A 21,192-nucleotide genomic window follows, 5' to 3' on the forward strand; every position below is an offset into this window, starting at 1 on the left:
GATACGGCTCAGGACCCGCTGCGGGGCCTGGTCCAGGGCCACTTGGGAGCGAAACGCTCACGGCCTTCGGGGGCGTACTCGTACACCCAGCCGCGCTGCAGCCCGAGGCGCTTCGAATGGCCCGCCGGGGCGCGCCGGTAGGCGTACACGGTGGCGGGGCCGCCGTCGGCGTCCGGCACCGGGACCTCGTACCACTTGGGCGGGTGGCCGGTCGGTCCGAGCAGGACGGGCAGCACCCGGCCGTCCAGGGGGCCGCCGCGGAAGGGCGTGTTCTCGCTTTTCACGGTGCCAGTCTGACCCAGGGGGCCGGGAGCGGCTCCCCGGCCCGTAGGGTGCGGCCAGTACGTACGGCCCCGGCAGGGGCCGGAGTCCGAACGGTGCGACGGGGGCGGGGACGGATGCGGCGCTGGGTGAAGGTGTCGGTGGCGGCGGCTGTGATCCTGGGCGTGGGCGGCTATGTGGCGCAGCCCTACGTGAAGGAGTGGGTGCTGATCCGTGACGCCTGCGGCGGGGGACTTCCCCGGGACGCGGTGGAGCAGTTGACGCCGGACGGCTCCGTCCTGGATTCGGAGGAGTCGACGAGAACGAAGGAGCTCGGCTCCTACACCTGCGAGGTCACCCTCGCGGGCGGGGAGGCGGACGGTGAACGGTTCGTCTCGGTGGCCGCGTACACCCGGCGTGACGACCAGGACCGGGTGTTGACGTCGGTCTTCACACAGAACGGATTCGACCAGCAGGCCCCACTGCCCGAGGGGATGCCCGGGTTCGTCGACCAGTTCGGATCCATTCGTCTGCTCGTGCCCTGCCCGGACCTGCCCGCGGACGACGACGGCAGGAAGCACAAGCTCCTGGTCAGCGTCCACGCGGGGCGGGACGTCCTCACCGGAGTCCCCGGGGCCGCCCACCGGATGGCGGTCGCGCTGACCGGTGCGGCCTCGGACGAACTCGGCTGTGGTGCGGAGCCCTTGAAGGCCCCGGAGCGGGCAGCGCCGTTGGCCGTACCGCCGGACGATCCGAAGAGGGTTCCGGTGGCGCGGGCCGAGGGAACGGCCTGCGGGTGGGTGACCGGAGCCGGACTGCCCGCGGACGGCAGATGGCAGATTGCCGTAGGGGCCAACGACGCCTCGCCCAGCGGTCGTTGTGACGTGTTCTCCGCCGAGGACGGGGAGGATACGGAGGATCCCTCCAGGCTCGCTCTCGCCTCCTGGTACGGAGACTGGAGCAACCGCCTCACCGCCCTCCGGGACAATGGCACGCCCCGGTCCATGACCGCCACCGCACAGTGCGAGGGCGAGGCCGCCAACTACGCGCTGGTGGGGTCCCAGGACATTCCGGGGGTCGGGGTGACGGTCAGGCAGCGGATGCTGAAGCTGTTCGCCGAGGGCGAGGTACGGCGGCGCGGCTGTTCCGGCCTGCGCTTCCACTTCTGACGTGCGCCGGCCGAGCGGGAGCGCGGAGGCGGCTCAGAACGGCAGCCTCAGTGCCTGGACATAGAAGTCGTCCATCGACTGCCTCATGGCCGCGGCACGCCGCACCGGCACATCGCGGTCCTTCGCCCAGTCGTCCAGCACGATCAACAGCTGGCGCCGGCCGTCCGTGAGGTCACCCTCCACCGGCCCGGCCACCGGCCGGTCCGCGATGTCGCCCATGGCCGGACGCGAGTCCACCTGCTTCCCGGCGGGGCGGAAGGTGCCGCGAGTCTTCCGGCGCACGACCCTGTCGAACTCGGCGAGATCGGGGATGGTGTGGTTCCTGGTGTACTCGGCCCGGTGCCCCATGAGCGCACCTATGCGGTCGGCGACGGCCTGGAGGTCGTTGTCGGGCCAGGACGTGGAGGTGGGGGAGAAGCTGTCCGGGCGCGGCGGGGGGCGGAAGTCCGGGTCGCCGCCGTCGTCGGTGAGCCGCTCCAGGTAGTGCGCGAAATTGGCCCGCTCGGCGTCGTAGAGAATCGCGAACGCCTCCGGGTCCTTGCTGAGTTCCCCGACCAGGGACTCGATGTCCGCGTGCGCGCTCCGGCTGCTGCCGGAGTACTCGAAGACGGGGTGCGCCTCGCCCGGGGCAAGGAAGCGGCCGAACATCGACCAGCCTCTGCTGTCGGGCCGCGCCTCCTCGGGAGAGACCGCCGGTCCGGGCAACTTGTCCCCGCTCCATGACAGGTGCGCTCCGGCGTCCACCACGTACTCGGCCACCATGCGGGCCATGCCCGGCGCCAGCCCCTCGGGAAGCTCGATGCCGTGCACGGCGGACGCCACCGCGTAGGCCGCGCGGGCCTGCGCCATGGTGTGCGGCCTGCCGGGACCTGTGGAGCGCGTGGCGCCGTCCACGATGCGGCCGAGAACCCGTGCGCCGTCACCGCACACGCTCTTGTGCCTCAGCAGTGTCCTCGCCGATCCGATACGGGCGAGATCGTCCCCCGGATCGAGGGCCTCCGTGGCTGCCCTGGGGTCGTCCGCGAGGGCGAGGGCCGAGGCGGGCAGGTGGTGGCAGGCCTGTTCACCGGCGTCATCGGAGCCGGAGACGGCCAGGGGAATCGTCACCCCGGCCGCGAGGACCAGGAGCGCCACCGCGAGGACGGCCGCCCGGTGCTCCCTCAGCCGACGCAGCCGGCCGCCGGACCCTGTGCCGTCGGCTGCTGCGGCGCGCGAGCCGTCACTGTCGTCGTTGCTTCCCCCATCACGCATCCGGGCAGACTAGCGACCGTCGGCGTGCGGGGGTCCCCCGGGGATCGGTCCACCGGCCCGCTCCCGTGGGCTCTCAGCCCGGCGGCAGCAGGTGCGCGGCCCGGCCCGCCACGGGGATGATCAGTGTCGCGAGCCGTCCGGCGGGCCCGTCGGCGGTCTCCTGGCTCAGCAGGTCCGCCACCACCGACTCCGTCTCCTCGTCGGAGGCGGCCGTGACCGCGAGCAGGGCCATCAAATGGTCGACCAGCCAGCCCCGCAGGTCCGAGGGGGCCGGCTGCTTCCCCTCGTCCAGCCAGATCAGGGACGCCGCCTCCACGGCCGCGATCCAGGTGCGCACCATCATCCTCAGGCGCGGCCCCGCGGGTTGCTGTCCGGGGCCGCTGCCCCGGCCCAGGTGGAGCAGGATCTGCTCGGCCGCGGACCGGCGTACGCCGTCCACGATCGTGGACGTGCGCGAGGTCTCGGCCACGCTGCCGCCGCGCAGCAAGGCGCTGAAGCCGGCGTCGTGCTGGTCGACGAAGCCGAGATAGCGGTCCAGGACCCGGCTGACCCGCTCGGTGGGCGGGCCGACGGCGGGTTCCGCGAAGCAGAGGGTGAGCTGCTCGGCGGCCGACCCGAGGGCGGCCTCGTACAACTGCTGCCTGCCGCCCGGGAAGTAGCGGTAGACGAGCGGCCGGGAGACCCCGGCCGCCGCCGCCACCTCGTCGATCGACACGTCGTCCGGAGCCCGGTGGGCGAAGAGCGTGAGCGCCGCGACCAGCAGCTGGGCGCGGCGTTCCTCGACACCGAGCCGTCGGTACGCGCGGGCCGGCGGTGCTGCGGGTGCGGACGTCATACCCCGAAGCCTAAGCGCTCCCCGCAGAAGCGGCGGTGGCCTCAGGCCAGCAGTCCCGAGCTCTTCCACAGCCTGCGTCCCACCCCGTTGAGCACGCCGATGTCGTCGAAGAAGTCCGTGAGCCGCTTCGCGCCCGTCTGCATGACCTCCGCCCGGTGGCCGCTCGCCTTCACCTGGGCGACGGCCTCGTGACGGTCCAGGCCGACGTTCTCGTACACCTGCGGGTTGACGAAGCAGACGGAGAAGACGCGTGCCGCCTCACCGCAGTTGAGCCGGGTCAGCCGGCGCTCCCAGTGCGGCGCCGTCACCATCTGGCGGCGCAGCTCCTCGCGTGCGTACCGCACGTGCCTGGCCTCCTCGACGACATGGATGCGGGTCACTCCGCGCACGAGCGACTGGACGCGCTCGTCGGGGAAGGTGAGCCGCTGCATCCAGTCCAGGATCTCCTCGCCGAGTAGGGTCGCGGCGAACGAACCGGGGGTGGTGGAGATGGTCTTCAGCACCCGCGCCAGGTTGTGGTAGCGCCGGGGGACCGGATAGCTGGGCGCCCCGCCCCACTCGATCATGCGGGCGAACATCATGGAGTGCCGGCACTCGTCGGCTATCTCGGTGAGCGCGTAGCGGACGTGCTTGCTGGTCACGGACTTGTCGTAGATGTGCCGCACCAGCAGCTGCATCAGGATGATCTCGAACCAGATCCCGAGCGAGGCCAGCGACGCCGCCTCGTGGCGGGCCAGGTCCATCCGCTGCTCCTCGGACATCGTCCGCCAGAGCGGGGTGTCGTAGAGGGAGACCAGCTCGGGCGGCCAGAACCACTTGCCGTCCTCGATGCCCGCGTCCCAGTCGAGATCGGTGTCCGGGTCGAAGGAGTGCTTGGCCGAGGCCTCCAGCAGGCGGATCGCGACCTGTTCGCGGTCCTTGAGCGGGCCGAGCGCGTCGCGCAGCGCCTGGAGGGACTCGTCGGTCACTGTCGTCATGGCTGAAAGCCCTTCGCAGAGGGGTTACCGGCGGTCAAGTTTCCGCTCACGGATTATGAGACTGCCTGTCAGCAAGGCAGTCAATCCCCTGTGCGCGACTTGTTGACCGCGCGTCTACCAACGTGTGAACCTGCCAACTGACGTCAGCACCACGGAATGCACGACCCTCGCCAGGCGAAGGAGCTGTCCGTGTCGACACACGACCTTTACATCACCCCGCCCCCCGCGCCGACATGGCAGGTGCCTGCCACCGGTGCGGCCCGGTTCAGCTGGGACTACGACGACGGCCGCGAACGCCTCCTCGCCCTGTACCAGAAGGGCAAGGACAAGCAGTGGGACGGCAACAAACGCATCGACTGGAGCCTGGAGGTCGACCCCGCGGACCCGCTCGGCACCCCCGACGAGGCCCTCACCCTGTACGGCACCCCGCACTGGGCGAAGATGACCGAGCGGGACCGTGGCGAGCTGCGCAAGCACTACACCTCCTGGCAGTTCAGCCAGTTCCTCCACGGTGAGCAGGGCGCGATGGTCTGCGCCGCCCGGATCGTGGAGTCGGTCCCCGACCTGGACGCGAAGTTCTACTCCGCGACCCAGACCATGGACGAGGCGCGGCACGCGGAGATCTACGGCCGCTTCCTGCACGAGAAGATCGGGATGCTCTACCCGGTCAACGACAACCTCCAGGGGCTGCTCGGCGACACCCTGCGCGACTCCCGCTGGGACATGCCCTACCTCGGCATGCAGGTCCTCATCGAAGGGCTCGCGCTCGCCGCGTTCGGCATGATCCGCGACACCACGACCCGGCCGCTGCCCAAACAGATCCTCGCCTACGTCATGCAGGACGAGGCCCGGCACGTGGCCTTCGGGCGGATGGCGCTGCGCGACTACTACAAGCAGCTGAGCGACGCCGAACTCCGCGAGCGCGAGGAGTTCGTCATCGAGGGCTGCTACCTGATGCGCGACCGGCTCAGCGGCGTCGAGGTCCTGGAGAACTTCGGCATCGGCAAGCAGGAGGCCAAGGACCTCTCCGAGCACTCGGAGTACCTCCAGCTCTTCCGCAAGCTGCTCTTCAGCCGGATCGTGCCCTGCGTCAAGGACATCGGCCTCTGGGGCGAACGGCTCCAGAAGGCCTACGTCGACATGGGCGTCTTCGAGCTGGGCGACTCCAACCTGGACCTGCTGATGGCCCAGGACGAGGAGATAGCCGAGCAGCTGGACCGGGACCGCTTCGCGGTGGAGGAGCAGGAGCGGGTCGCGGAGGTCGCGGAGGCGATCGCGGAGGGCGGGACGGACGGCTGAGCGCAGGCCCCGGCGCGGCCTCAGTTCTCCTCGGGGATCTCGATGGTCTTTCCGTTCTCGTCGAGGGTCCGGGTCTGCCAGTACGTGTACCACGTGTCGTCCACGTGCTCGGGAACCTTGCCCTCCGGGTAGCGGGCGTAGCCCTTGGGCGGCTCCTCGTCGTCGGACGCGCACGCGCTGCCGGCGCTGCCCACGGCCAGGACCGGGTATTCGCCGCCCCCGCACACGGCGTCCTGCATGGAGCAGGCGGAGGTGAACAGGGCGACCGTGACGGCGGCCAGGGCGAGCCCGAGCGTGGTGCGGGACGGGACGCGGAGTCGGTGGGCCGTGCGCATGGTGGTCTCCCTCTGGCGGTGGCTGACGGGGCCCAGCCTGCCGTGGCCGGAGGGCGAGGAGCGTGAGCACGCGTACTCATATCCGGTGTACGTACCGTGGGCGCGGACGGAGGATGGCGGGCATGAACTCCCCTTCCCGGCCCGGTGATTCCGCGGCGGCGCGCCGCAGCCTCGAAGCGCTCGCCCTCGGTGACGCGTTCGGCGAGCGCTGGTTCCCGCTCTTCCGGCCGCCGCGACAGGCGTACGCCGAGGTCCGGGCGCGCCGGACCCCGCACGAGCCCGTCTGGCACTGGACCGACGACACCGCGCTGGCGCTCGCCCTGCAGCGGGTCCTGGACGAGTACGGCCACGTCGAACAGGACCGCCTCGCCCTGCACTTCGCGCTCGCCTTCGAAGCGGACCAGGCCCGGGGCTACGGGCACGGGATGCACATCCTGCTCCCGGAGCTGCTGGCCTCTCCGGCCGACTGGCGCACGCTGGCACCCGGGCTCTTCGAGGGCGGCAGCCTCGGCAACGGCGCCGCGATGCGCGTGGCGCCCCTCGGGGCGTACTTCCACGCGGACCCGGACCGGGCCGGCGAGCAGGCCGTGCTCTCGGCGGTCGTCACCCACGCCCACCCGGAGGGCGTCGCCGGCGCGGTGGCGGTCGCGGTCGCCGCCGCCCTCTCCGTACGCGGAGAGTTCACGCTGGAGACGGTCGCGGAGCGCACGCCCCAGGGGCTGGTCCGCGAGGGCGTACTCCGTGCCGTGGAGGTGCCGTTCGCCACCGAGCCGTGGAAGGCGGCCGACCTCCTGGGCAACGGGAGCCGGATCAGGGCCGACGACACGGTGCCGTTCGCCCTGTGGACCGCCGCCCGGCACCCCGGCGACCTGGAGGCCGCCCTGTGGGCGACGGCGGAGGGGTTCGGCGACGTGGACACGACCTGCGCCATCACGGCCGGTGTCGTCGGGGCGGTGACCGGCGTGGAGGGCGTCCCCGCCGAGTGGCGCCTGCGACGGGAGCCGCTGGGCCGACGGTCAGCCGAGCGCCGCCGCCACCTCTGACGTCATGCCGTCAGTCTCCGCCCTCCAGCGCCGCCTCCATCACCGCCCGGGCGATCGGAGCCGCGTTGCCGCCGCCGCTGACGTCGGCCCGGTCGGCCGAGGCGTCCTCCACGACCACCGCGACGGCGACCGCAGGGCGGCCGGAGTCCGGCGCCTGCGCCCAGGCGATGAACCAGGCGTACGGCGTACCGGAGTTGTCGATGCCGTGCTGTGCGGTGCCCGTCTTGCCGCCGACCGTCACACCGTCGATCGCCGCGTTCGTGCCGGTGCCGTTCTCCACGACGTCGACCATCATCCGCCGGAGCTGCTGGGCCGTCGCCGGGTTCATCGCCTGGTGGTACGAGTCGGAGCCCTGCTGCCGGACCGTGTCGCCGTCGTCGGTGGTCACCCGCTCCACCAGGTGCGGGCGCCTGAGATCGCCCCCGTTCGCAACCGCCGAGGCCACCATCGCCATCTGGAGCGGGGTCGCCGTCGTGTCGAACTGGCCGATCGAGGACTGGGCGAGCTGGTCGTCGCTCATGTCCGAGTCGAAATTGCTGCGGGCCACCCGGGAGGGGATCCTCAGGTCGTCGTCGTTGAAGCCGAACCTGCCCACCGCCTCCAGCATCCCGTCCAGCCCCACCTCGACGCCGAGATGCGCCATCACCGTGTTGCAGGAGACCCGGATCGCCTCCGCCAGTGACGCCTCCTCGCAGCCGCGCGCCTCGTCGGGCAGGGTGGTCGAGGTCCCGGGCAGGACGTACGGCGACGGGGTGTCCGTCTCCGCGTCCGGATCGGTCACCACACGGGCGTCCAGCGCCGCGGCGGCCGTCACGATCTTGAAGGCCGAACCGGGCGGATAGGTCTGCCGGATGGCCCGGTTGAGCATCGGCCGGCTCTGCGCCCGGTTGAGCCGCGCCCATGCGTCGGTCACGGCGGAGCCGGTGCCGGAGAGGACCTCGGGGTCGTACGAGGGGGAGGAGACCAGCGCCAGGATCCGGCCGGTCGCCGGGTCGAGGGCGGCGACCGCGCCGCGCCGGCCCTCCAGGCCTTCGTACGCCGCGCGCTGCATCGAGTCCTCGATGGTGGTGACGACGTTCCCGCCGGGCTGCCGGCTGCGCGTGATGTCCCCCCAGAGCGGGAGCGGGGCCAGGATCGGGTCGGTGCCGGAGAGGACGCCGTCCTCGGCGTTCTCCAGCAGGGTGGTGCCGTACGTCTGCGAGGCGTAGCCCGTGACCGGCGCGTACAGCGGGCCGTGGCGGTAGGTGCGCTCGTACGCGAGCTGCTCGCCGGTGTCCTTCGACCCGGTGACGGGTTCGTCGCCGACCAGGATGTTGCCGCGCGGCTGGTCGTAACGGTCGATGGTGGTGCGGCGGTTGGCCGGGTTCGCGTTCAGCTCGTCGGCCTCGAAGAGCTGGACGCGGGCGGCGTTCGCCAGCAGGGCGAGGAGCAGGAGCAGACAGAATCCGGCGGCGTGCCGGATGTAGCGGATCACGGTCCGTCCCCGGCCGGCGCGGCGTCCGTATCGGGGTCGGGGGTGCGGGCCACGTCGCTGACCCGGATGAGCAGCGCCACGATGATCCAGTTGGTGACCACGGAGGATCCGCCCTGGGCGAGGAACGGCATCGCCATCCCCGTCAGCGGGATCAGCCCCATCACCCCGCCCGCGATCACGAAGACCTGGAGCGCCAGGATCGAGGCGAGGCCGATCGACAGGAGCCGTCCGAAGGGGTCCCGCAGGGCCAGGCCCGCGCGGAATCCGCGGGCCACCAGCAGGGCGTACAGCAGGAAGATCGCGGTGAGTCCGGCCAGGCCGAGCTCCTCGCCCGCGGTCGCCAGGATGAAGTCGGACTTGGCGGCGAAGCCGATGAGGATGGAGTGGCCGAGCCCCAGCCCGGTGCCGAGCATGCCGCCCGCGGCGAACGCGAAGAGGGACTGCGCGAGCTGGCTGGGCCCCTGGCCGGCGTTGATGGTGGCGTACGGGTCGAGCCAGTCCTCCACCCGGCTGTGCACATGGGGTTCGAACGAGCCGACGGCGAAGGCGCCCGCCGCGGCGAGGAGCAGCCCGACGGCGATCCACCCGGTCCTGCCGGTGGCCACGTAGAGCAGGATCACGAACAGGCCGAAGAACAGCAGCGAGGTGCCCAGGTCCCGTTCGAGGACGAGGACACCGACGCTGAGCAGCCAGATCGCGACGATGGGGCCCAGTACCCGGCCGGTGGGGAACTGGAGCTTCCAGATCCTGCGGCCGGTGTACGCCAGCGCGTTGCGGTTCGCCGCGAGGTAGGCGGCGAAGAACACGGCGAGCAGGATCTTGGCGAACTCGCCCGGCTGGAAGGAGAATCCGCCGACCCTGATCCAGATCTTGGCCCCGTTCACCGCCGGGAAGAAGATCGGCACGATCATCAGGACGAGGGCGGCGGCGACCGACAGGTACGCGTACCGCTGGAGCACCCGGTGGTCGCGCAGGAACACCACCACCGCGATGAAGAACGCGACCCCGAGCGTGGACCAGATCAGCTGGGTCGTCGCCGCCCGGTCGCTCGGGGTCTCCAGGTCCAGCCGGTAGATCAGCACCAGGCCCAGCCCGTTGAGCAGGACGGCGATGGGGAGCAGCAGCGGATCGGCGAACGGGGCGCGGAAGCGGACCGCGAGATGGGCGAGCAGGGCGAGGAGCCCGAGACCGGCGCCGTACCCGGCGACATCGGGGGGCACGGCGTCGTTCCGGGCGAGGCCGACGGCGGCGTAGCCGTAGACGGAGACGATCACGGCCCCGATCAGGAGCGAGAGCTCGACCCCGCGCCGCTTGGGCAGGCGTAGCTCGGGCGGGCGTGACTCCGCCGTCGTTGCGGTCATGCTCCGCAACGTAGCAAGAGGCGGGTGCTATTTCCCTTATGTCAGCCTCGTGGCACTCCCCGGCCGGTGTTCCCGGGGCAGCTCAGCGCTGGTACGGGTTCTGGCCGCCGGGGGGCGCGTAGCCGGGCTGCTGCTGCGCGGCGCCGTACGGATTGCCGTCCTGCCCGCCCTGGGCCTGTGCCAGCAGCTGGTCGGCCTGCTCCTTGGGTATCTGCCGCTCCCCGCCGCAGAAGGTGCACTGCGTCGCGTACTTCGTCGAGAACGGGAACAGCGGGACGAAGAACAGCGTGAACTTGGTGACCCGCTTGCGCAGGGTGTGCGCGGCGGGGTTGCCGCACCAGCCGCACACCATCGTCAGGACCGCCAGCTGGTAGAGATAGCCCCGAGTACCGAAGATGATCATGATGAGGTTCCTTTCCCCGTGTCTCCTGTGAGCGCCCGCCGGCAGAGCGCCAGCAGCTTCTCGTCCTCATAAGTGTCGTGACTGCCGTATCCGCCGTCCATCGCGTTGTGACGGCGTACGGAGAGAAGCTCGGCACGCAGCACCTGTGCCGCGTCCGACCCTGCACCAGCATGGCCCATCCGCGCCAGGCATTCCGCGACCCGGACCCTGACGTGACGGTTCTTCTCCCACGCGGAGAGGAGGACCGGCACGACCTCACCGGTGCACCCCGAGACCTCACGGAGGGCGATCGCGGCGTCCACCCGGAGCCACAGCTCCTCGTGCGCCAGCAGGGCCCGCAGCCTCGGCGCCACCGCCTCGGCCCGCCTCCCCAGGCCGCCCAGCGCGCTCGCCGCCGCCCGGCAGTCGTGCACCTGCTCCGCCCGCAGCCCCTCGGCCAGCACCGGCAGCACCGCGTCGGCGTCGCCCGTGACCGCCCACAGGGCCTCCGCAGCCTCCGTCGCCGCCGCCGTCCCCGGCCGCAGGGTCAGCCGCCGCAGCTCGGGAACGGCACAGCGGGCGGCAGGCCCGAACGACCGCAGCGCCCGCAGGGCCGCCGTGCGCAGCCACTCGCCCCGGTACTCGGGTGCCCCCCGCAGCACCCGCAGCACCTCCTCGGCGGCCTCGCCCGCGCGCAGCGCCGTCAGCCCGGCGAGCAGCGGGCTCGCCCGGTCGTACGCGCTCTCGTCCAGGCCGACCTCGCCGAGCCTGCGCCGCAGCGCCCCGGCGAGCGGGGCCGCCGCGTCACCGAGGCAGTGGATCGCGAACCCCACGTCGTGCGGCACCTCGGGCCGCTCCAGGGCAGCCGCCAGCGCGGGCAGCGCCCGGGCGTCACCCAGCCGGGCCAGCGCCTTCACCGCCGAGCCCAGGCCCGGCGGCCCGCTCGCCCACTCCCTGACCCACCCCCCGGGATCCGCCGCCACCCGCGCGGCCAGGGCGTCGGCCGCCGGTGCCGCCAGGCCGAACAGCTCCTCCAGCACATGCGAGGCGGCCTCCGCGAGCCGTGGCTCCGGATCGGTGAGCTGGGCGCCGACCAGCCGCACCAGCCCCTCGTACGAACCGCGCCAGGCCCGGATCAGCCCGCCGCTCATCCGTACGGCGTCGAGGCGCTGCCAGGGGTCCGGGCTGCACAGCTGGTCCGTCAGCAGCGCCGTGCGGTCCTCCACCCGGTCGTCCAGGCCGACGTGCAGCGTCCGCAGCAGGTCGGCGGCCCACGGGGTGCTGCGTCCCGCGGAGTCCTCCGCCGACAGCTCCCGCAGCTGGCCCACCAGCGTCGGCGAGGCCGCCCGGTCCGCCGCGGTGTCGTCGCCGCCCTGCGCCTGCGCGGCGGACGGCTCCGGCCGGCAGGGCCGCGAGCGCAGCTCCCGCAGCAGGCCCGACACCACCCGTACGACATCACCGGGCAGCGCGTCCGGGGCGCACCTGGCCAGCTGGGCGAGGGCCGCGAGCCGCAGCCCCGGCGGATACGCCTCCGCGGCGAGCCGGCTCAGCCAGTCGGCCGCCTGCCCCGCCAGCGGCCGGTGACGCAGGGCGAGCCGGCCCGCCGCCTCGACGAGCGCGAGCCGCACCTCGTCGTCCGCTTCCTCCGGCAGCCGCTCCCGCAGCAGTTCGAGCACCCTGCCCGGCCGGCCGTGCAGGGTGGCCAGGGCCAGCGGCGCGGCCAGCCGCACCCCGGGATCCTCGTCGGCGACCAGCCCGAAGAAGACCGCGGAACCCGCGGACACGGCGGCCGCGGCCATCGCGTAGTTCGCGACGCCCTCGATCTCGTCCTCGTCGAGCTCGCACTCGTCATCCTCGTCCAGATCGATGCCGCCGATGCTGGTGAGCAGCTCGACGATCCCGCCCCGGTCCCGTATCCCAGGATCCACGGCCAGCTCGAAGAGGAACGGGATGCACGCGAGCGTGCACGCGTACACATCGCCCTGGTGGTGCACCGCGCCGTACATACCGTCGAGCGCGCTCTCCCGCTCCGCCGGATCGGCGGAGGCGAGTCCGTACAGGAGCCCCGGCACATCGTCGGCCGGGCCGTAGGCATGCTCCATCGAGGCCCAGTCGACCTCGTCGATCCCCGTGAACACGCCACACCCTCCCCGTGTCTTCCCGCCCCGGACACGGCCGGAACCGTGCCCGCGAAGCAGCGTCTGCGCAGAGTGTGCACCACGGCCAGGACAATCCACCCTCCACTTGCGGCCTTTCCTCGCCGTGCCCGCCCGGGGCTGTGAAGGGGCTGTGCGGGCCCTGTACCCTCCGCCCTCTCAGCTCCCGGGCAGGGGCCGGGCCCGCCCGGGATCGTTGAGCGGAGCCAGCAGGTCCCCGTGCCGGTCGAGCCGCGCGGCCATGTCCCCGGCGAGGAGGACGAGGTCGTCCGGTGCCCCGCAGGCCTCGATCTCGTCCCAGGTGACGGGTGCGGAGACGGTCGGGCTGCCCTTCGCCCGCAGGGTGTACGGGGCCGCGGTGGTCTTCGCGGCGGCGTTCTGGCTGAAATCCACGAACACCTTCCCCGGGCGCAGCGAGCGCGTCATCCGGTGCACCGCCAGCTCGGGCAGCGCGCCCTGCGCCTCCACCGCGAGCCCCTTCGCATAGGCCGTGACCTCCTCGGAGGGCGTGGGCTCCAGGGGGACCAGCAGGTGCAGCCCCTTGGAGCCGGAGGTCTTCCCGTACGAGGACAGCCCGTCCTCGGCCAGCCGGTCCCGCAGCCAGAGGGCGACCGCACAGCACTCGACGACGCTCGCGGGCGGCCCGGGGTCCAGGTCGAACACCATCCGGTCGGCCACGGCCGGGGAGTCCTGCCGCCACTGGTGGGTGTGGAACTCCACCACCAGGTTCGCCGCCCACATCAGCGAGGGCAGGTCCTGGGCGAGCACCTGCCGGGCACCGGGGTCGTCACTGCGGGGGACCGGGGCCGTGCGGACCCAGTCGGGCGTACCGGGCGGCGGATTCTTGGTGAAGAAGCGCAGCCCCTCCGGGCCGTCCGGGTACCGGAGGAAGGACAGCGGACGGTCGCGCAGGTGCGGCAGCATCGCGTCCGCCGCCGTGGCCGCGTAGTAGTGCAGCACCTCGCCCTTGGTCGTACCGGTGGCCGGGTACAGCACCTTGTCGAGATTGCTGAGCGCCAGGCGCCGCCCCTCCACCTCCGTGATCGGCGTCATACGATAAGAATCACATGAAATCGGATGAATGCTGCCATGGCGGTCGTAAGGGGTGAACGGTGAGGTCCATCTGGAACGGCTCCATCTCGTTCGGTCTGGTCAGCATCCCCGTCAAGCTCATGAACGCCACGGAGAACCACGCGATCTCCTTCCGGCAGATCCACACCGAGGACGGGGGCCGGATCCGCTACCGCAAGGTCTGCGAGCTGGACGAGGAGGAGGTACCCGCCTCCGAGACCGTCAAGGCGTACGAGGACGCCGACGGCACGGTGATCCCCGTGACCGACGAGGACCTGGCCTCGCTTCCGCTGCCCACCGCGAAGACGATCGAGATCGAGGGGTTCGTGCCGTCCTCGGCGATCGACCCCCTCCAGCTGGACTCCGCGTACTACCTGTCGGCCAACGGCGTCCCGGCCGCCAAGCCGTACGCCCTGCTGCGCGAGGCCCTCAGGCGCAGCGGCAAGGTCGCCGTCGCGAAGTACGCGCTGCGCGGGAGGGAACGGCTCGGCATGCTCCGGGTGTCCGGCGACGTGATCGCGATGCACGGGCTGCTCTGGCCGGACGAGATCCGCGCCCCGGAAGGCGTCGCCCCGGACGCCGGTGTCAAGGTCCGCGACGCCGAACTGGACCTGGCGGACGCGCTGATGAACACCCTCGGCGACGCCGACATGGACACGCTCCACGACGACTACCGCGAGGCGGTCGAGGAACTGGTCGCGGCGAAGGCGGCCGGTGAACCCGTGGCGGAGGAGGAGGCCGAGGAGCCCGGCGGCAAGGTGATCGACCTGATGGCGGCGCTGGAGAGCAGCGTGCGGGCGGCGAAGGAGTCGCACGGGGAGGACGACGGTCACGGGGGCGAGGACGCGGACGTCCACCACATCGGGTCCGGCCGGGGCGGCGGCGCGAAGAAGTCCGGGGACCCGGCCTCGAAGCGGACCCCGTCGAAGAGGACGGCGGCGAAAGAGACGGCGGCGAAAGAGACGACGGCGAAGAAGAGTGCCGCGAAGAAGCCGGCGGCGAAGAAGGCCCCGGCGAAGGAGGCTCCTGCGAAGGAGGCCGCGCCCAAGAAGGCGACGGCGAAGAAGACCGGGGCGAAGAAGTCGCCGGGAGGCACACGGAAGCGCACCTCGGCCTGACCCGCGCCTGAGCCGCCTCCGTGCCGGCCGGAAGCCACGCGCGCCGCGCGCCCCGGCGCTGTGTCCGAACGGGCCGCACCGCAGTAAGGTGACCGGTGCCGCGACTGGCGCGTACCCGGCAGGGTGCTCCGTGGAACCGACCACGAGGGAGCGGCACACTCCGGGCATGCCCGGGGCGTCATCGCCGGAGGGCCGTCCGCCTGGGCAATCCGGGTCCATGTCGCCCCCGTGCGACCGACCCGGGAGGAACCCCGTGGCCGTACAGCCGTCCGATGCACGCCGTCCCGCTCTCACAGCGGCCGACCCCGAACTCGCCGCCCTGGTGGACGCCGAGGAGCGGCTCCAGGCGGACACCCTGCGCCTGATCCCCAGTGAGAACTACGTGTCCGCCGCCGTGCTGGAGGCCTCCGGCACCGTCCTGCAGAACAAGTACTCCGAGGGCTACCCCGGAAAGCGCTACTACGAGGGCCAGCAGGTCATCGACCAGGTGGAGACCCTCGCCGTCGAGCGGGCCAAGGCACTGTTCGGGATGGACCACGCCAACGTCCAGCCCTACTCCGGCTCCCCGGCCAACCTCGCCGTCTACATGGCGTTCCTGGAGCCCGGTGACACCGTCCTCGGGATGTCGCTGCCGATGGGCGGGCACCTCACCCACGGCTGGGGCGTCTCGGCCACCGGCACGTGGTTCCGGGGCGTCCGCTACGGCGTGCGGCGCGACACCGGGCGCATCGACCTCGACGAGGTGCGCGACCTGGCGCGGGCCGAGCGCCCCAAGCTGATCTTCTGCGGCGGTACCTCCGTGCCCCGGGAGATCGACTTCGCCGGGTTCGGTGAGATCGCCCGCGAGGTGGGCGCGGTGCTGGTGGCCGACGTCGCCCACATCGCGGGGCTGATCGCCGGGGGCGCGCACCCCTCGCCCGCCCCGTACGCCGATGTCGTGTCCACCACCACCCACAAGACCCTGCGCGGACCGCGCGGGGCGATGCTGCTGACCCGGGCCGAGCACGCCAGGGCCGTCGACCGCGCCGTCTTCCCCGGCCTCCAGGGCGGCCCGCACAACCAGACCACCGCCGCCATCGCGGTCGCGCTGAAGGAGGCGGCCGCGCCCGACTTCGCCGCGTACGCCCACCGGGTCGTGGCCAACGCCCGAGCGCTGGGCGAAGAGCTGGCGGCACGGGGCTTCGACCTCGTCTCCGGCGGTACGGACAACCACCTGCTGCTGGCCGACCTCACGAGCAAGGACGTCTCCGGGAAGATCGCGGCCAAGGCGCTCGACCGGGCCGGGATCGTCGTCAACTACAACACCGTCCCGTACGACCCCCGTAAGCCCTTCGACCCGTCCGGCATCCGCATCGGCACCCCCGCGCTGACCTCACGGGGCATCCCCGCCTCCGAGATGGGCGCGGTCGCGCAGTGGATCGATCTCGTGGTCGACGCCGCTCGTACAGGTGATGAATCGACCGTTTCCAAGGTGCGGGACGAAGTGCGGACCATGATGGACGCCTATCCGGCGCCGGGTCTCCCCCTGGCCTGATTCCGCGCGCCCGCTCTGCGCCCTGTGCGGCGGCCGGACCGCCGTACAGGCTGAGGGGAAAGCAGGATGGCCGGAGGGGTGGACAGAGGGGGCACGATGCAGGATCTCAAGGTCACGTCATGGCAGCTCTTCGGGCACGACCGGCTCTACGTGAACCTGCCGGACGGCACCGCGATCGGATGGGCGGACCGGGGCAGCGGCACGATCACCGTCCTGCACCCGCGGTACCGCGACGCCGTGGCCGACGCACTCGCACGCCAGGTCCCGGACCTGCCGGCCCTCGTCGGTGAGGACGCGCCGGCCGGGCACCCGGCCCCGCCCGCCCCGCCGCCGGTCCCGCGGATCCCGCCCATGCGGGGGATGCGGAAGCGGGGCGCGGGGCAGGACACGGCGGCCGTACGGACACCGGCGCCGCCGCCGGAGCCCGAACCGGAACCCGTGCGGGGCGCGGAGCCGGCGCCCGAACCGGTGGCCGCGCGGGCACCCGTACCGGATCGGGTGGCCGAGCCCTCCTCGGCTCCTCCTCCTGATCCGGCTCCCGCTCCCGCTCCGGCCCCGGAGCGGCGCGGGCGGCCCGCCGTCCTGCCCGCGCTGACACCCGGGAGCGACCTCGCGCCGCGCCGGCCGGGGACGGCGCTGCGGGAACAGCTCGGCGAGAGCGGCACCGGGGCGCTCGTACGGGTGGCCACCGGGGCGCTGCGGCGGCACAAGGACGCGGATCCCCGGCGCGGCGCCCTCGCGGGGGAGCGGCGGGTCGGGGCCGAGCTCAAGCGGCTGACCCGGCACGGCTGGAGGGTCCTGCACTCCGTGCCCCTGCCGGACGGCGCGGAGATCGGCCACCTGCTGATCGGGCCCGGCGGGGTGTTCGCCGTGAGCACCGACCACCGTCCCGGGGCAGCGGTACGGATCGCCGACGGCACCCTGCGGACCGACGACGGCGCCCCGCAGCCGTACGCGCTCGACGGCCGCCCGGAGGCCCGGCGGGCCCGGGCGGCGCTGGAGGCGTACTGCGCCTTCGACGTGCCCGTGCAGACCGTGCTGGTGTTCACCGGGGTCACCGCGCTGGAGGTGGTCGCCACCCCGGCCGGCATCCGCGTCTGCCGGGAGCGCCAGGTCTCCGCCCTCGCCCCGCTGACAGGTGTGTTCACCCTCACCCAGGTGGAGCGGATCTACGACGTCGCCCGGAACGGGGAGGCCTGGCTGGACGTGTGAGCCCCGGACGCGGCCGGTAGATTTCCCGGTGCTGCCGCAGCGTGCTGCGGCAGCACCGCCGCGCCGACGCCGTGCCGCCGAAGGGGAAGACACCGTGAAACTCCGCTGTGCCGTGCTCGACGACTACCAGTCCGTGGCGGCCACCGCCGCCGACTGGTCGCCCGTCGCCGACGACATCGACGTGGTCAGCTTCGCCGAGCACTGCGCATCGGAGGACGAACTGGCCGATCGCCTAGCGGAGTTCGACCTGGTCGTCACACTCCGGGAGCGCGTGCCGTTCCCCGCGACGCTGATCGAGCGGCTGCCCCGGCTCCGCCTGATCGTCGCCTCCGGCATGCGTAACACTTCCATCGACTACGCCGCCGCCGAACGCCACGGGGTCACCGTCTGCGGCACCGCCAGCACGGCCACCCCGCCCGTCGAGCTGACCTGGGCGCTGCTGCTCGGACTGGCGCGCGGGATCGTGACCGAGGCCAACTCCCTCCGGGAGGGCGGCCCCTGGCAGTCGACCGTCGGAGCGGATCTGCACGGGCGCAGGCTCGGTATCCTCGGCCTCGGCAAGATCGGCGGCAGGGTCGCCGCCGTCGGCCGCGCCTTCGGCATGGACGTGGTGGCCTGGAGCGAGAACCTGACCCCGGAGCGGGCCGAGGAGGCCGGGGCGGGGTTCGCCGCGTCCAGGGAAGAGCTGCTGGAGACCAGCGACTTCGTCTCCGTACACCTCGTGCTGAGCGACCGCACCCGTGGGCTGATCGGTCCTGCGGAGCTCGCCCTGATGCGCCCCACCGCCTATCTGATCAACACGTCCAGGGCCGCGGTCGTGGACCAGGACGCCCTGCTGGACGCCCTGCACAAGGGGACGATCGCGGGCGCCGGAGTGGACGTGTTCGACATCGAACCGCTGCCCGCCGGCCACCCGATGCGCACGGCACCCCGACTGCTGGCGACGCCGCACCTGGGCTATGTCTCGCGGGCCAACTACGAGACGTTCTACGGCCAGGCCGTGGAGGACATCCGCGCCTATCTCGACGGCGCTCCCGTCCGCACCCTCGGCTGAGCGGTCCGCGCTCCCGCGCCGGGGGCCCGGGGGCCGGGCGCGGTGTCAGCGTTCCGTCAGCGGGGCCGGTGAGCATGGTCCCGCCCGCTGATGCTGAGGAGCCCGAAGATGGAGTCGTACGGCGAGGTGGAACGGCACTGCGGCGTGGGCCTGGGAACCGGGTTCTTCTGCGAGCACCGCGTGAGCCGGAACGAACCGCGGTGATCCGGCGGATCCTGCCGGCCTCCGTGCGGACCGCCGAGGCCTTCCAGGACGTACCGGAGCGCGGGCACGGCGCCCTCCTCCCCGAGGAGCAGGCCGTCGCGGCCGGCATGGGGGAGGGGCGCCGCCGCGAGTTCACCACGGTGCGCGCCTGCGCCCGCACCGCGCTGGACGCACTCGGGCACCCGCCCGCCCCCCTGCTCCCGGACCGCCACGGCGCGCCGGGCTGGCCCGAGGGGGTCGTCGGCAGCATGACGCACTGCCGCGGCTACCGGGCGGCCGCCGTCGCGCGGCGGGAGGACCTCCGCGCGATCGGGATCGACGCCGAACCGCACCGGCCGCTGCGCCCCGGGGTCATGGAGACCATCGGGCTCCCGCCGGAGCTGGCCAGGAACACCGCCCTCGCGCACGAGGATCCCGAGGTGCGCTGGGACCGGCTGCTCTTCTGTGCCAAGGAGGCCCTCTACAAGGCGTGGTTCCCGCTCACCGGGATCCGGCTCTCCTTCCGGGACGCCGAGGTGGCGCTCCTGCCCCGCACGGACGCCCTCGGCCCGGAAACAGGGATGTTCCGGGCAGACGTGGTCAAGGTCCGCCCCGGGTACCATGGCCCCGTATCGTTCGAGGGACGGTGGTCGGCCGCCGTCGGTGAGCACATCGTCGCGGCCGTGGTGGTGGAGGTACCCCCGGTCCTCTGATGATTCTCCGGGGCGTGGGAGAGTCTCCTTCGAACCGACCCGGGATGTCAGAGGTGGCCATGAGCAGCGAGGAGCTACTCGCCGTGCTCGCCGCCGTGGGCCATGCGCAGCGGCTGAGGATTCTCGCTGAGCTCGCCGGCGGCCGGATGTACGTGAGCGAGCTCGCCCGTCGGCTGGGCATGTCGAGGCCCCTGCTGTACATGCACATCGACCGTCTCGAGAAGGCCGGCCTGGTGACGGGCAACCTGGAACTGTCCGACGACGGCAAGGCGCTCAAGTACTTCGAACTCACCGCATTCGACCTGCGGTTGAATATCGATACCATCCTCGGGGCCGTCAGGTCCGACGAACCGATGTCCGACGTACGGGATGCGGACGACGCGAAGGGGAAGAGGACATGACCGGGGCCGTCATCACGATCGCCATTGTTCTGATCGTCGTCGGAGGTGTCACGGCGAGCGTGGTGGCGTACTTCAGACTCCAGCGGCACCGGGCCGACGCCGTGGCCATGGCCTCGTACCGCAAGCTCGCCGAGGAGGCGGTCGCGCGGCAGGCGTCGGTGAACGGCGAACTCGCCGTGATCAGCGAACGCGTCACAGCGGTCGAGAACCTGCTCCGCAGCGTCGACTGATTCCGCCCGGGCCATCTGCTGATGCCCTCATCGCTCGGCTGACCTGCGACTTTAGTCCGCGGTTTAAGAGTCTGGTCCACCGGTCCGACCCCTTTTTAGACTTGCGCCGTTCCCCCTGAGCAGAAGGGTTGGTCGGGCATGTTCGGTCCTGGCGTCCGGTTCCACGACGAGAGTTTCCCCCCGCTGGTCCGGTGCACCGCACCGGACCACATCGCACCGCAGTGGGCGGCGGACAACCGCGGAGCCCTGGAAGGCCTGCTCCGCGAGCACGGTGCGGTGGTCCTGCGCGGATTCGGTGTCGAGACCCCCGACGCCTTCGAGTCGCTCGCCGCCTCCCTGGTGGGCGAGTTGTACGGCGACTACGGCGATCTGCCGCACGAGAAGGACGCCGACCAGGTCTACAAGTCGACGCCCTACCCGTCCGAGCAGTCGATCCTCTTCCACCACGAGAGCTCGCACATGCCGCAGTGGCCGAGCCGGCAGTTCTTCTGCTGCCTGCAGCCGGCCGCCGAGGGCGGTGCCACCCCTCTCGTCGACGGCCGCAAGGTGTGGGCGGCTCTCCCCGACGACCTGCGCGACCGTTTCGAGCGTCTCGGCATCCGCTACGTACGCAACTTCATCCCTGGACTCGACGTCAGCTGGCAGCAGATGTTCGGCACCGAGGACCGGGGCGAGGTGGAGGCGCGCTGCGCCGCCCAGGACGTGGAGTGCGAGTGGCGACGCGACGGATCGTTGCGCACCACACAGCAGGGGCCCGCGGTGATCAGGCACCCCGTGACCGGTGAACAGGTCTTCTTCAACCAGCTCTTCCTGCACCACACCGAGTGCCTGGAGTCCTCCGTGCGCGAAGTGATGAGCTCGATCTTCGGCGACGACGAGACGGCGTACCCACGCAGCGCTTTCTTCGGCGACGGATCGCCGATCCCCGCGGCCGCGGTCGGCCGGCTCCGGGGCCTCTACGACTCGCTGGCGCGGCGCTTCGTCTGGGAGAAGGGCGACGTGGTGGCCATCGACAACATGCTCGTCTCGCACGGCCGTGACCCCTTCGGAGGGGAGCGGAAGATCATCGTGGCCATGGGCGACATGGTCACCCGTGACGCGGTCGCCGCCACGCCCACGTCCTGACGGCCCGT

Annotated in this window: 21 protein-coding genes; 11 read left to right on the forward strand and 10 right to left on the reverse strand. The window is 72.2% G+C overall.

Going from position 1 to position 21,192, the window contains the following annotated elements; genetic code table 11:
• Positions 1-8: 8 nt before the first annotated feature.
• On the reverse strand, positions 9-284 hold the full coding sequence (locus ACIRD8_RS16755; protein WP_403991331.1) for a hypothetical protein: 276 nt from the start codon (positions 282-284) through the stop codon (positions 9-11).
• Between the two features lie 114 nt (positions 285-398).
• On the opposite strand from ACIRD8_RS16755, the gene ACIRD8_RS16760 reads away from it, so the two are divergent.
• Complete coding sequence (locus ACIRD8_RS16760) at positions 399-1,430, forward strand: hypothetical protein (RefSeq protein ID WP_403991334.1); 1,032 nt, start codon at positions 399-401, stop codon at positions 1,428-1,430.
• Between the two features lie 33 nt (positions 1,431-1,463).
• On the opposite strand, the gene ACIRD8_RS16765 is transcribed toward ACIRD8_RS16760, so the two are convergent.
• The 3 genes from ACIRD8_RS16765 to ACIRD8_RS16775 form a co-directional block, all read right to left on the reverse strand.
• Positions 1,464-2,681, reverse strand: a complete 1,218-nt coding sequence (locus ACIRD8_RS16765; RefSeq protein ID WP_403991337.1) for a hypothetical protein — start codon at positions 2,679-2,681, stop codon at positions 1,464-1,466.
• Positions 2,682-2,754: 73 nt separating this feature from the next.
• The gene (locus ACIRD8_RS16770) at positions 2,755-3,516 is read right to left on the reverse strand and encodes a TetR/AcrR family transcriptional regulator (protein WP_403991340.1); all 762 of its coding nucleotides are present in this window, start codon (positions 3,514-3,516) and stop codon (positions 2,755-2,757) included.
• Positions 3,517-3,557: 41 nt separating this feature from the next.
• Positions 3,558-4,493 carry a diiron oxygenase gene (locus tag ACIRD8_RS16775; protein WP_403991343.1) on the reverse strand — a complete coding sequence of 312 codons (936 nt, stop codon included), beginning with the start codon at positions 4,491-4,493 and terminating at the stop codon, positions 3,558-3,560.
• A 189-nt stretch (positions 4,494-4,682) separates the two neighbouring features.
• Between ACIRD8_RS16775 and ACIRD8_RS16780 the strand changes: the two genes are divergently transcribed.
• Positions 4,683-5,792: a ferritin-like domain-containing protein gene (locus tag ACIRD8_RS16780; protein WP_403991346.1), complete on the forward strand. Its 1,110-nt coding sequence runs from the start codon at positions 4,683-4,685 to the stop codon at positions 5,790-5,792.
• Between the two features lie 20 nt (positions 5,793-5,812).
• On the opposite strand, the gene ACIRD8_RS16785 is transcribed toward ACIRD8_RS16780, so the two are convergent.
• Positions 5,813-6,127, reverse strand: coding sequence for an SCO0607 family lipoprotein (locus ACIRD8_RS16785; protein ID WP_403991348.1), 315 nt, complete (start codon positions 6,125-6,127; stop codon positions 5,813-5,815).
• 122 nt (positions 6,128-6,249) lie between these two features.
• Here ACIRD8_RS16785 and ACIRD8_RS16790 point away from each other — a divergent pair, with 122 nt between their 5' ends.
• Positions 6,250-7,170 (forward strand): ADP-ribosylglycohydrolase family protein, encoded by a 921-nt coding sequence (locus ACIRD8_RS16790; RefSeq protein WP_403991351.1) that lies wholly within the window; start codon positions 6,250-6,252, stop codon positions 7,168-7,170.
• A 10-nt stretch (positions 7,171-7,180) separates the two neighbouring features.
• On the opposite strand, the gene ACIRD8_RS16795 is transcribed toward ACIRD8_RS16790, so the two are convergent.
• The 5 genes from ACIRD8_RS16795 to ligD all read right to left on the reverse strand — a co-directional run bounded on the left by ACIRD8_RS16795 (position 7,181) and on the right by ligD (position 13,596).
• Complete coding sequence (locus ACIRD8_RS16795) at positions 7,181-8,644, reverse strand: peptidoglycan D,D-transpeptidase FtsI family protein (RefSeq protein ID WP_403991353.1); 1,464 nt, start codon at positions 8,642-8,644, stop codon at positions 7,181-7,183.
• The gene (locus ACIRD8_RS16800) at positions 8,641-10,005 is read right to left on the reverse strand and encodes an FtsW/RodA/SpoVE family cell cycle protein (RefSeq protein ID WP_403991356.1); all 1,365 of its coding nucleotides are present in this window, start codon (positions 10,003-10,005) and stop codon (positions 8,641-8,643) included. Before ACIRD8_RS16800 ends, ACIRD8_RS16795 begins: the two co-directional genes overlap by 4 nt.
• Positions 10,006-10,087: 82 nt before the next feature.
• Positions 10,088-10,408, reverse strand: coding sequence for a zinc-ribbon domain-containing protein (locus tag ACIRD8_RS16805; RefSeq protein WP_099174493.1), 321 nt, complete (start codon positions 10,406-10,408; stop codon positions 10,088-10,090).
• Complete coding sequence (locus tag ACIRD8_RS16810) at positions 10,405-12,525, reverse strand: HEAT repeat domain-containing protein (RefSeq protein WP_403991359.1); 2,121 nt, start codon at positions 12,523-12,525, stop codon at positions 10,405-10,407. The genes ACIRD8_RS16805 and ACIRD8_RS16810 overlap by 4 nt, the downstream gene beginning before the upstream one ends.
• A gap of 177 nt (positions 12,526-12,702) precedes the next feature.
• Positions 12,703-13,596: a non-homologous end-joining DNA ligase gene (gene ligD, locus ACIRD8_RS16815; RefSeq protein ID WP_403991362.1), complete on the reverse strand. Its 894-nt coding sequence runs from the start codon at positions 13,594-13,596 to the stop codon at positions 12,703-12,705.
• 59 nt (positions 13,597-13,655) lie between these two features.
• Between ligD and ACIRD8_RS16820 the strand changes: the two genes are divergently transcribed.
• From ACIRD8_RS16820 to ACIRD8_RS16855, 8 genes are all read left to right on the forward strand, one after another.
• Entirely contained in the window at positions 13,656-14,732 is a 1,077-nt protein-coding gene (locus ACIRD8_RS16820; protein ID WP_403991365.1) for a Ku protein, read from the forward strand.
• 217 nt (positions 14,733-14,949) lie between these two features.
• Complete coding sequence (glyA, locus tag ACIRD8_RS16825) at positions 14,950-16,266, forward strand: serine hydroxymethyltransferase (RefSeq protein WP_403991368.1); 1,317 nt, start codon at positions 14,950-14,952, stop codon at positions 16,264-16,266.
• A gap of 96 nt (positions 16,267-16,362) precedes the next feature.
• Positions 16,363-17,478: a nuclease-related domain-containing protein gene (locus ACIRD8_RS16830; protein ID WP_403991371.1), complete on the forward strand. Its 1,116-nt coding sequence runs from the start codon at positions 16,363-16,365 to the stop codon at positions 17,476-17,478.
• Between the two features lie 94 nt (positions 17,479-17,572).
• Positions 17,573-18,532: a D-2-hydroxyacid dehydrogenase family protein gene (locus ACIRD8_RS16835; RefSeq protein WP_403991374.1), complete on the forward strand. Its 960-nt coding sequence runs from the start codon at positions 17,573-17,575 to the stop codon at positions 18,530-18,532.
• Between the two features lie 200 nt (positions 18,533-18,732).
• On the forward strand, positions 18,733-19,428 hold the full coding sequence (locus ACIRD8_RS16840) for a 4'-phosphopantetheinyl transferase (protein ID WP_403991377.1): 696 nt from the start codon (positions 18,733-18,735) through the stop codon (positions 19,426-19,428).
• A 59-nt stretch (positions 19,429-19,487) separates the two neighbouring features.
• On the forward strand, positions 19,488-19,829 hold the full coding sequence (locus ACIRD8_RS16845; protein WP_403991380.1) for an ArsR/SmtB family transcription factor: 342 nt from the start codon (positions 19,488-19,490) through the stop codon (positions 19,827-19,829).
• Positions 19,826-20,059: a hypothetical protein gene (locus ACIRD8_RS16850; RefSeq protein ID WP_403991383.1), complete on the forward strand. Its 234-nt coding sequence runs from the start codon at positions 19,826-19,828 to the stop codon at positions 20,057-20,059. Before ACIRD8_RS16845 ends, ACIRD8_RS16850 begins: the two co-directional genes overlap by 4 nt.
• A gap of 138 nt (positions 20,060-20,197) precedes the next feature.
• A complete protein-coding gene (locus ACIRD8_RS16855) occupies positions 20,198-21,184 on the forward strand; it encodes a TauD/TfdA family dioxygenase (RefSeq protein ID WP_403991385.1) in 987 nt (328 codons plus the stop codon).
• Positions 21,185-21,192 lie beyond the last annotated feature (8 nt).

Source organism: Streptomyces sp. NPDC102451, from assembly GCF_044765485.1.
Taxonomy (GTDB): domain Bacteria; phylum Actinomycetota; class Actinomycetes; order Streptomycetales; family Streptomycetaceae; genus Streptomyces.

What these genes read in the sequence shown, in the direction of transcription:
- ACIRD8_RS16760 (WP_403991334.1), top strand. Translation starts at nt 399, where the DNA reads ATGCGGCGCTGGGTGAAGGTGTCGGTGGCGGCGGCTGTGATCCTGGGC.
- ACIRD8_RS16765 (WP_403991337.1), bottom strand. Translation starts at nt 2,681, where the DNA reads ATGCGTGATGGGGGAAGCAACGACGACAGTGACGGCTCGCGCGCCGCA.
- ACIRD8_RS16770 (WP_403991340.1), bottom strand. Translation starts at nt 3,516, where the DNA reads ATGACGTCCGCACCCGCAGCACCGCCGGCCCGCGCGTACCGACGGCTC.
- ACIRD8_RS16775 (WP_403991343.1), bottom strand. Translation starts at nt 4,493, where the DNA reads ATGACGACAGTGACCGACGAGTCCCTCCAGGCGCTGCGCGACGCGCTC.
- ACIRD8_RS16785 (WP_403991348.1), bottom strand. Translation starts at nt 6,127, where the DNA reads ATGCGCACGGCCCACCGACTCCGCGTCCCGTCCCGCACCACGCTCGGG.
- ACIRD8_RS16790 (WP_403991351.1), top strand. Translation starts at nt 6,250, where the DNA reads ATGAACTCCCCTTCCCGGCCCGGTGATTCCGCGGCGGCGCGCCGCAGC.
- ACIRD8_RS16800 (WP_403991356.1), bottom strand. Translation starts at nt 10,005, where the DNA reads ATGACCGCAACGACGGCGGAGTCACGCCCGCCCGAGCTACGCCTGCCC.
- ACIRD8_RS16805 (WP_099174493.1), bottom strand. Translation starts at nt 10,408, where the DNA reads ATGATCATCTTCGGTACTCGGGGCTATCTCTACCAGCTGGCGGTCCTG.
- ligD (WP_403991362.1), bottom strand. Translation starts at nt 13,596, where the DNA reads ATGACGCCGATCACGGAGGTGGAGGGGCGGCGCCTGGCGCTCAGCAAT.
- glyA (WP_403991368.1), top strand. Translation starts at nt 14,950, where the DNA reads ATGTCGCCCCCGTGCGACCGACCCGGGAGGAACCCCGTGGCCGTACAG.
- ACIRD8_RS16830 (WP_403991371.1), top strand. Translation starts at nt 16,363, where the DNA reads ATGCAGGATCTCAAGGTCACGTCATGGCAGCTCTTCGGGCACGACCGG.
- ACIRD8_RS16845 (WP_403991380.1), top strand. Translation starts at nt 19,488, where the DNA reads ATGAGCAGCGAGGAGCTACTCGCCGTGCTCGCCGCCGTGGGCCATGCG.
- ACIRD8_RS16850 (WP_403991383.1), top strand. Translation starts at nt 19,826, where the DNA reads ATGACCGGGGCCGTCATCACGATCGCCATTGTTCTGATCGTCGTCGGA.
- ACIRD8_RS16855 (WP_403991385.1), top strand. Translation starts at nt 20,198, where the DNA reads ATGTTCGGTCCTGGCGTCCGGTTCCACGACGAGAGTTTCCCCCCGCTG.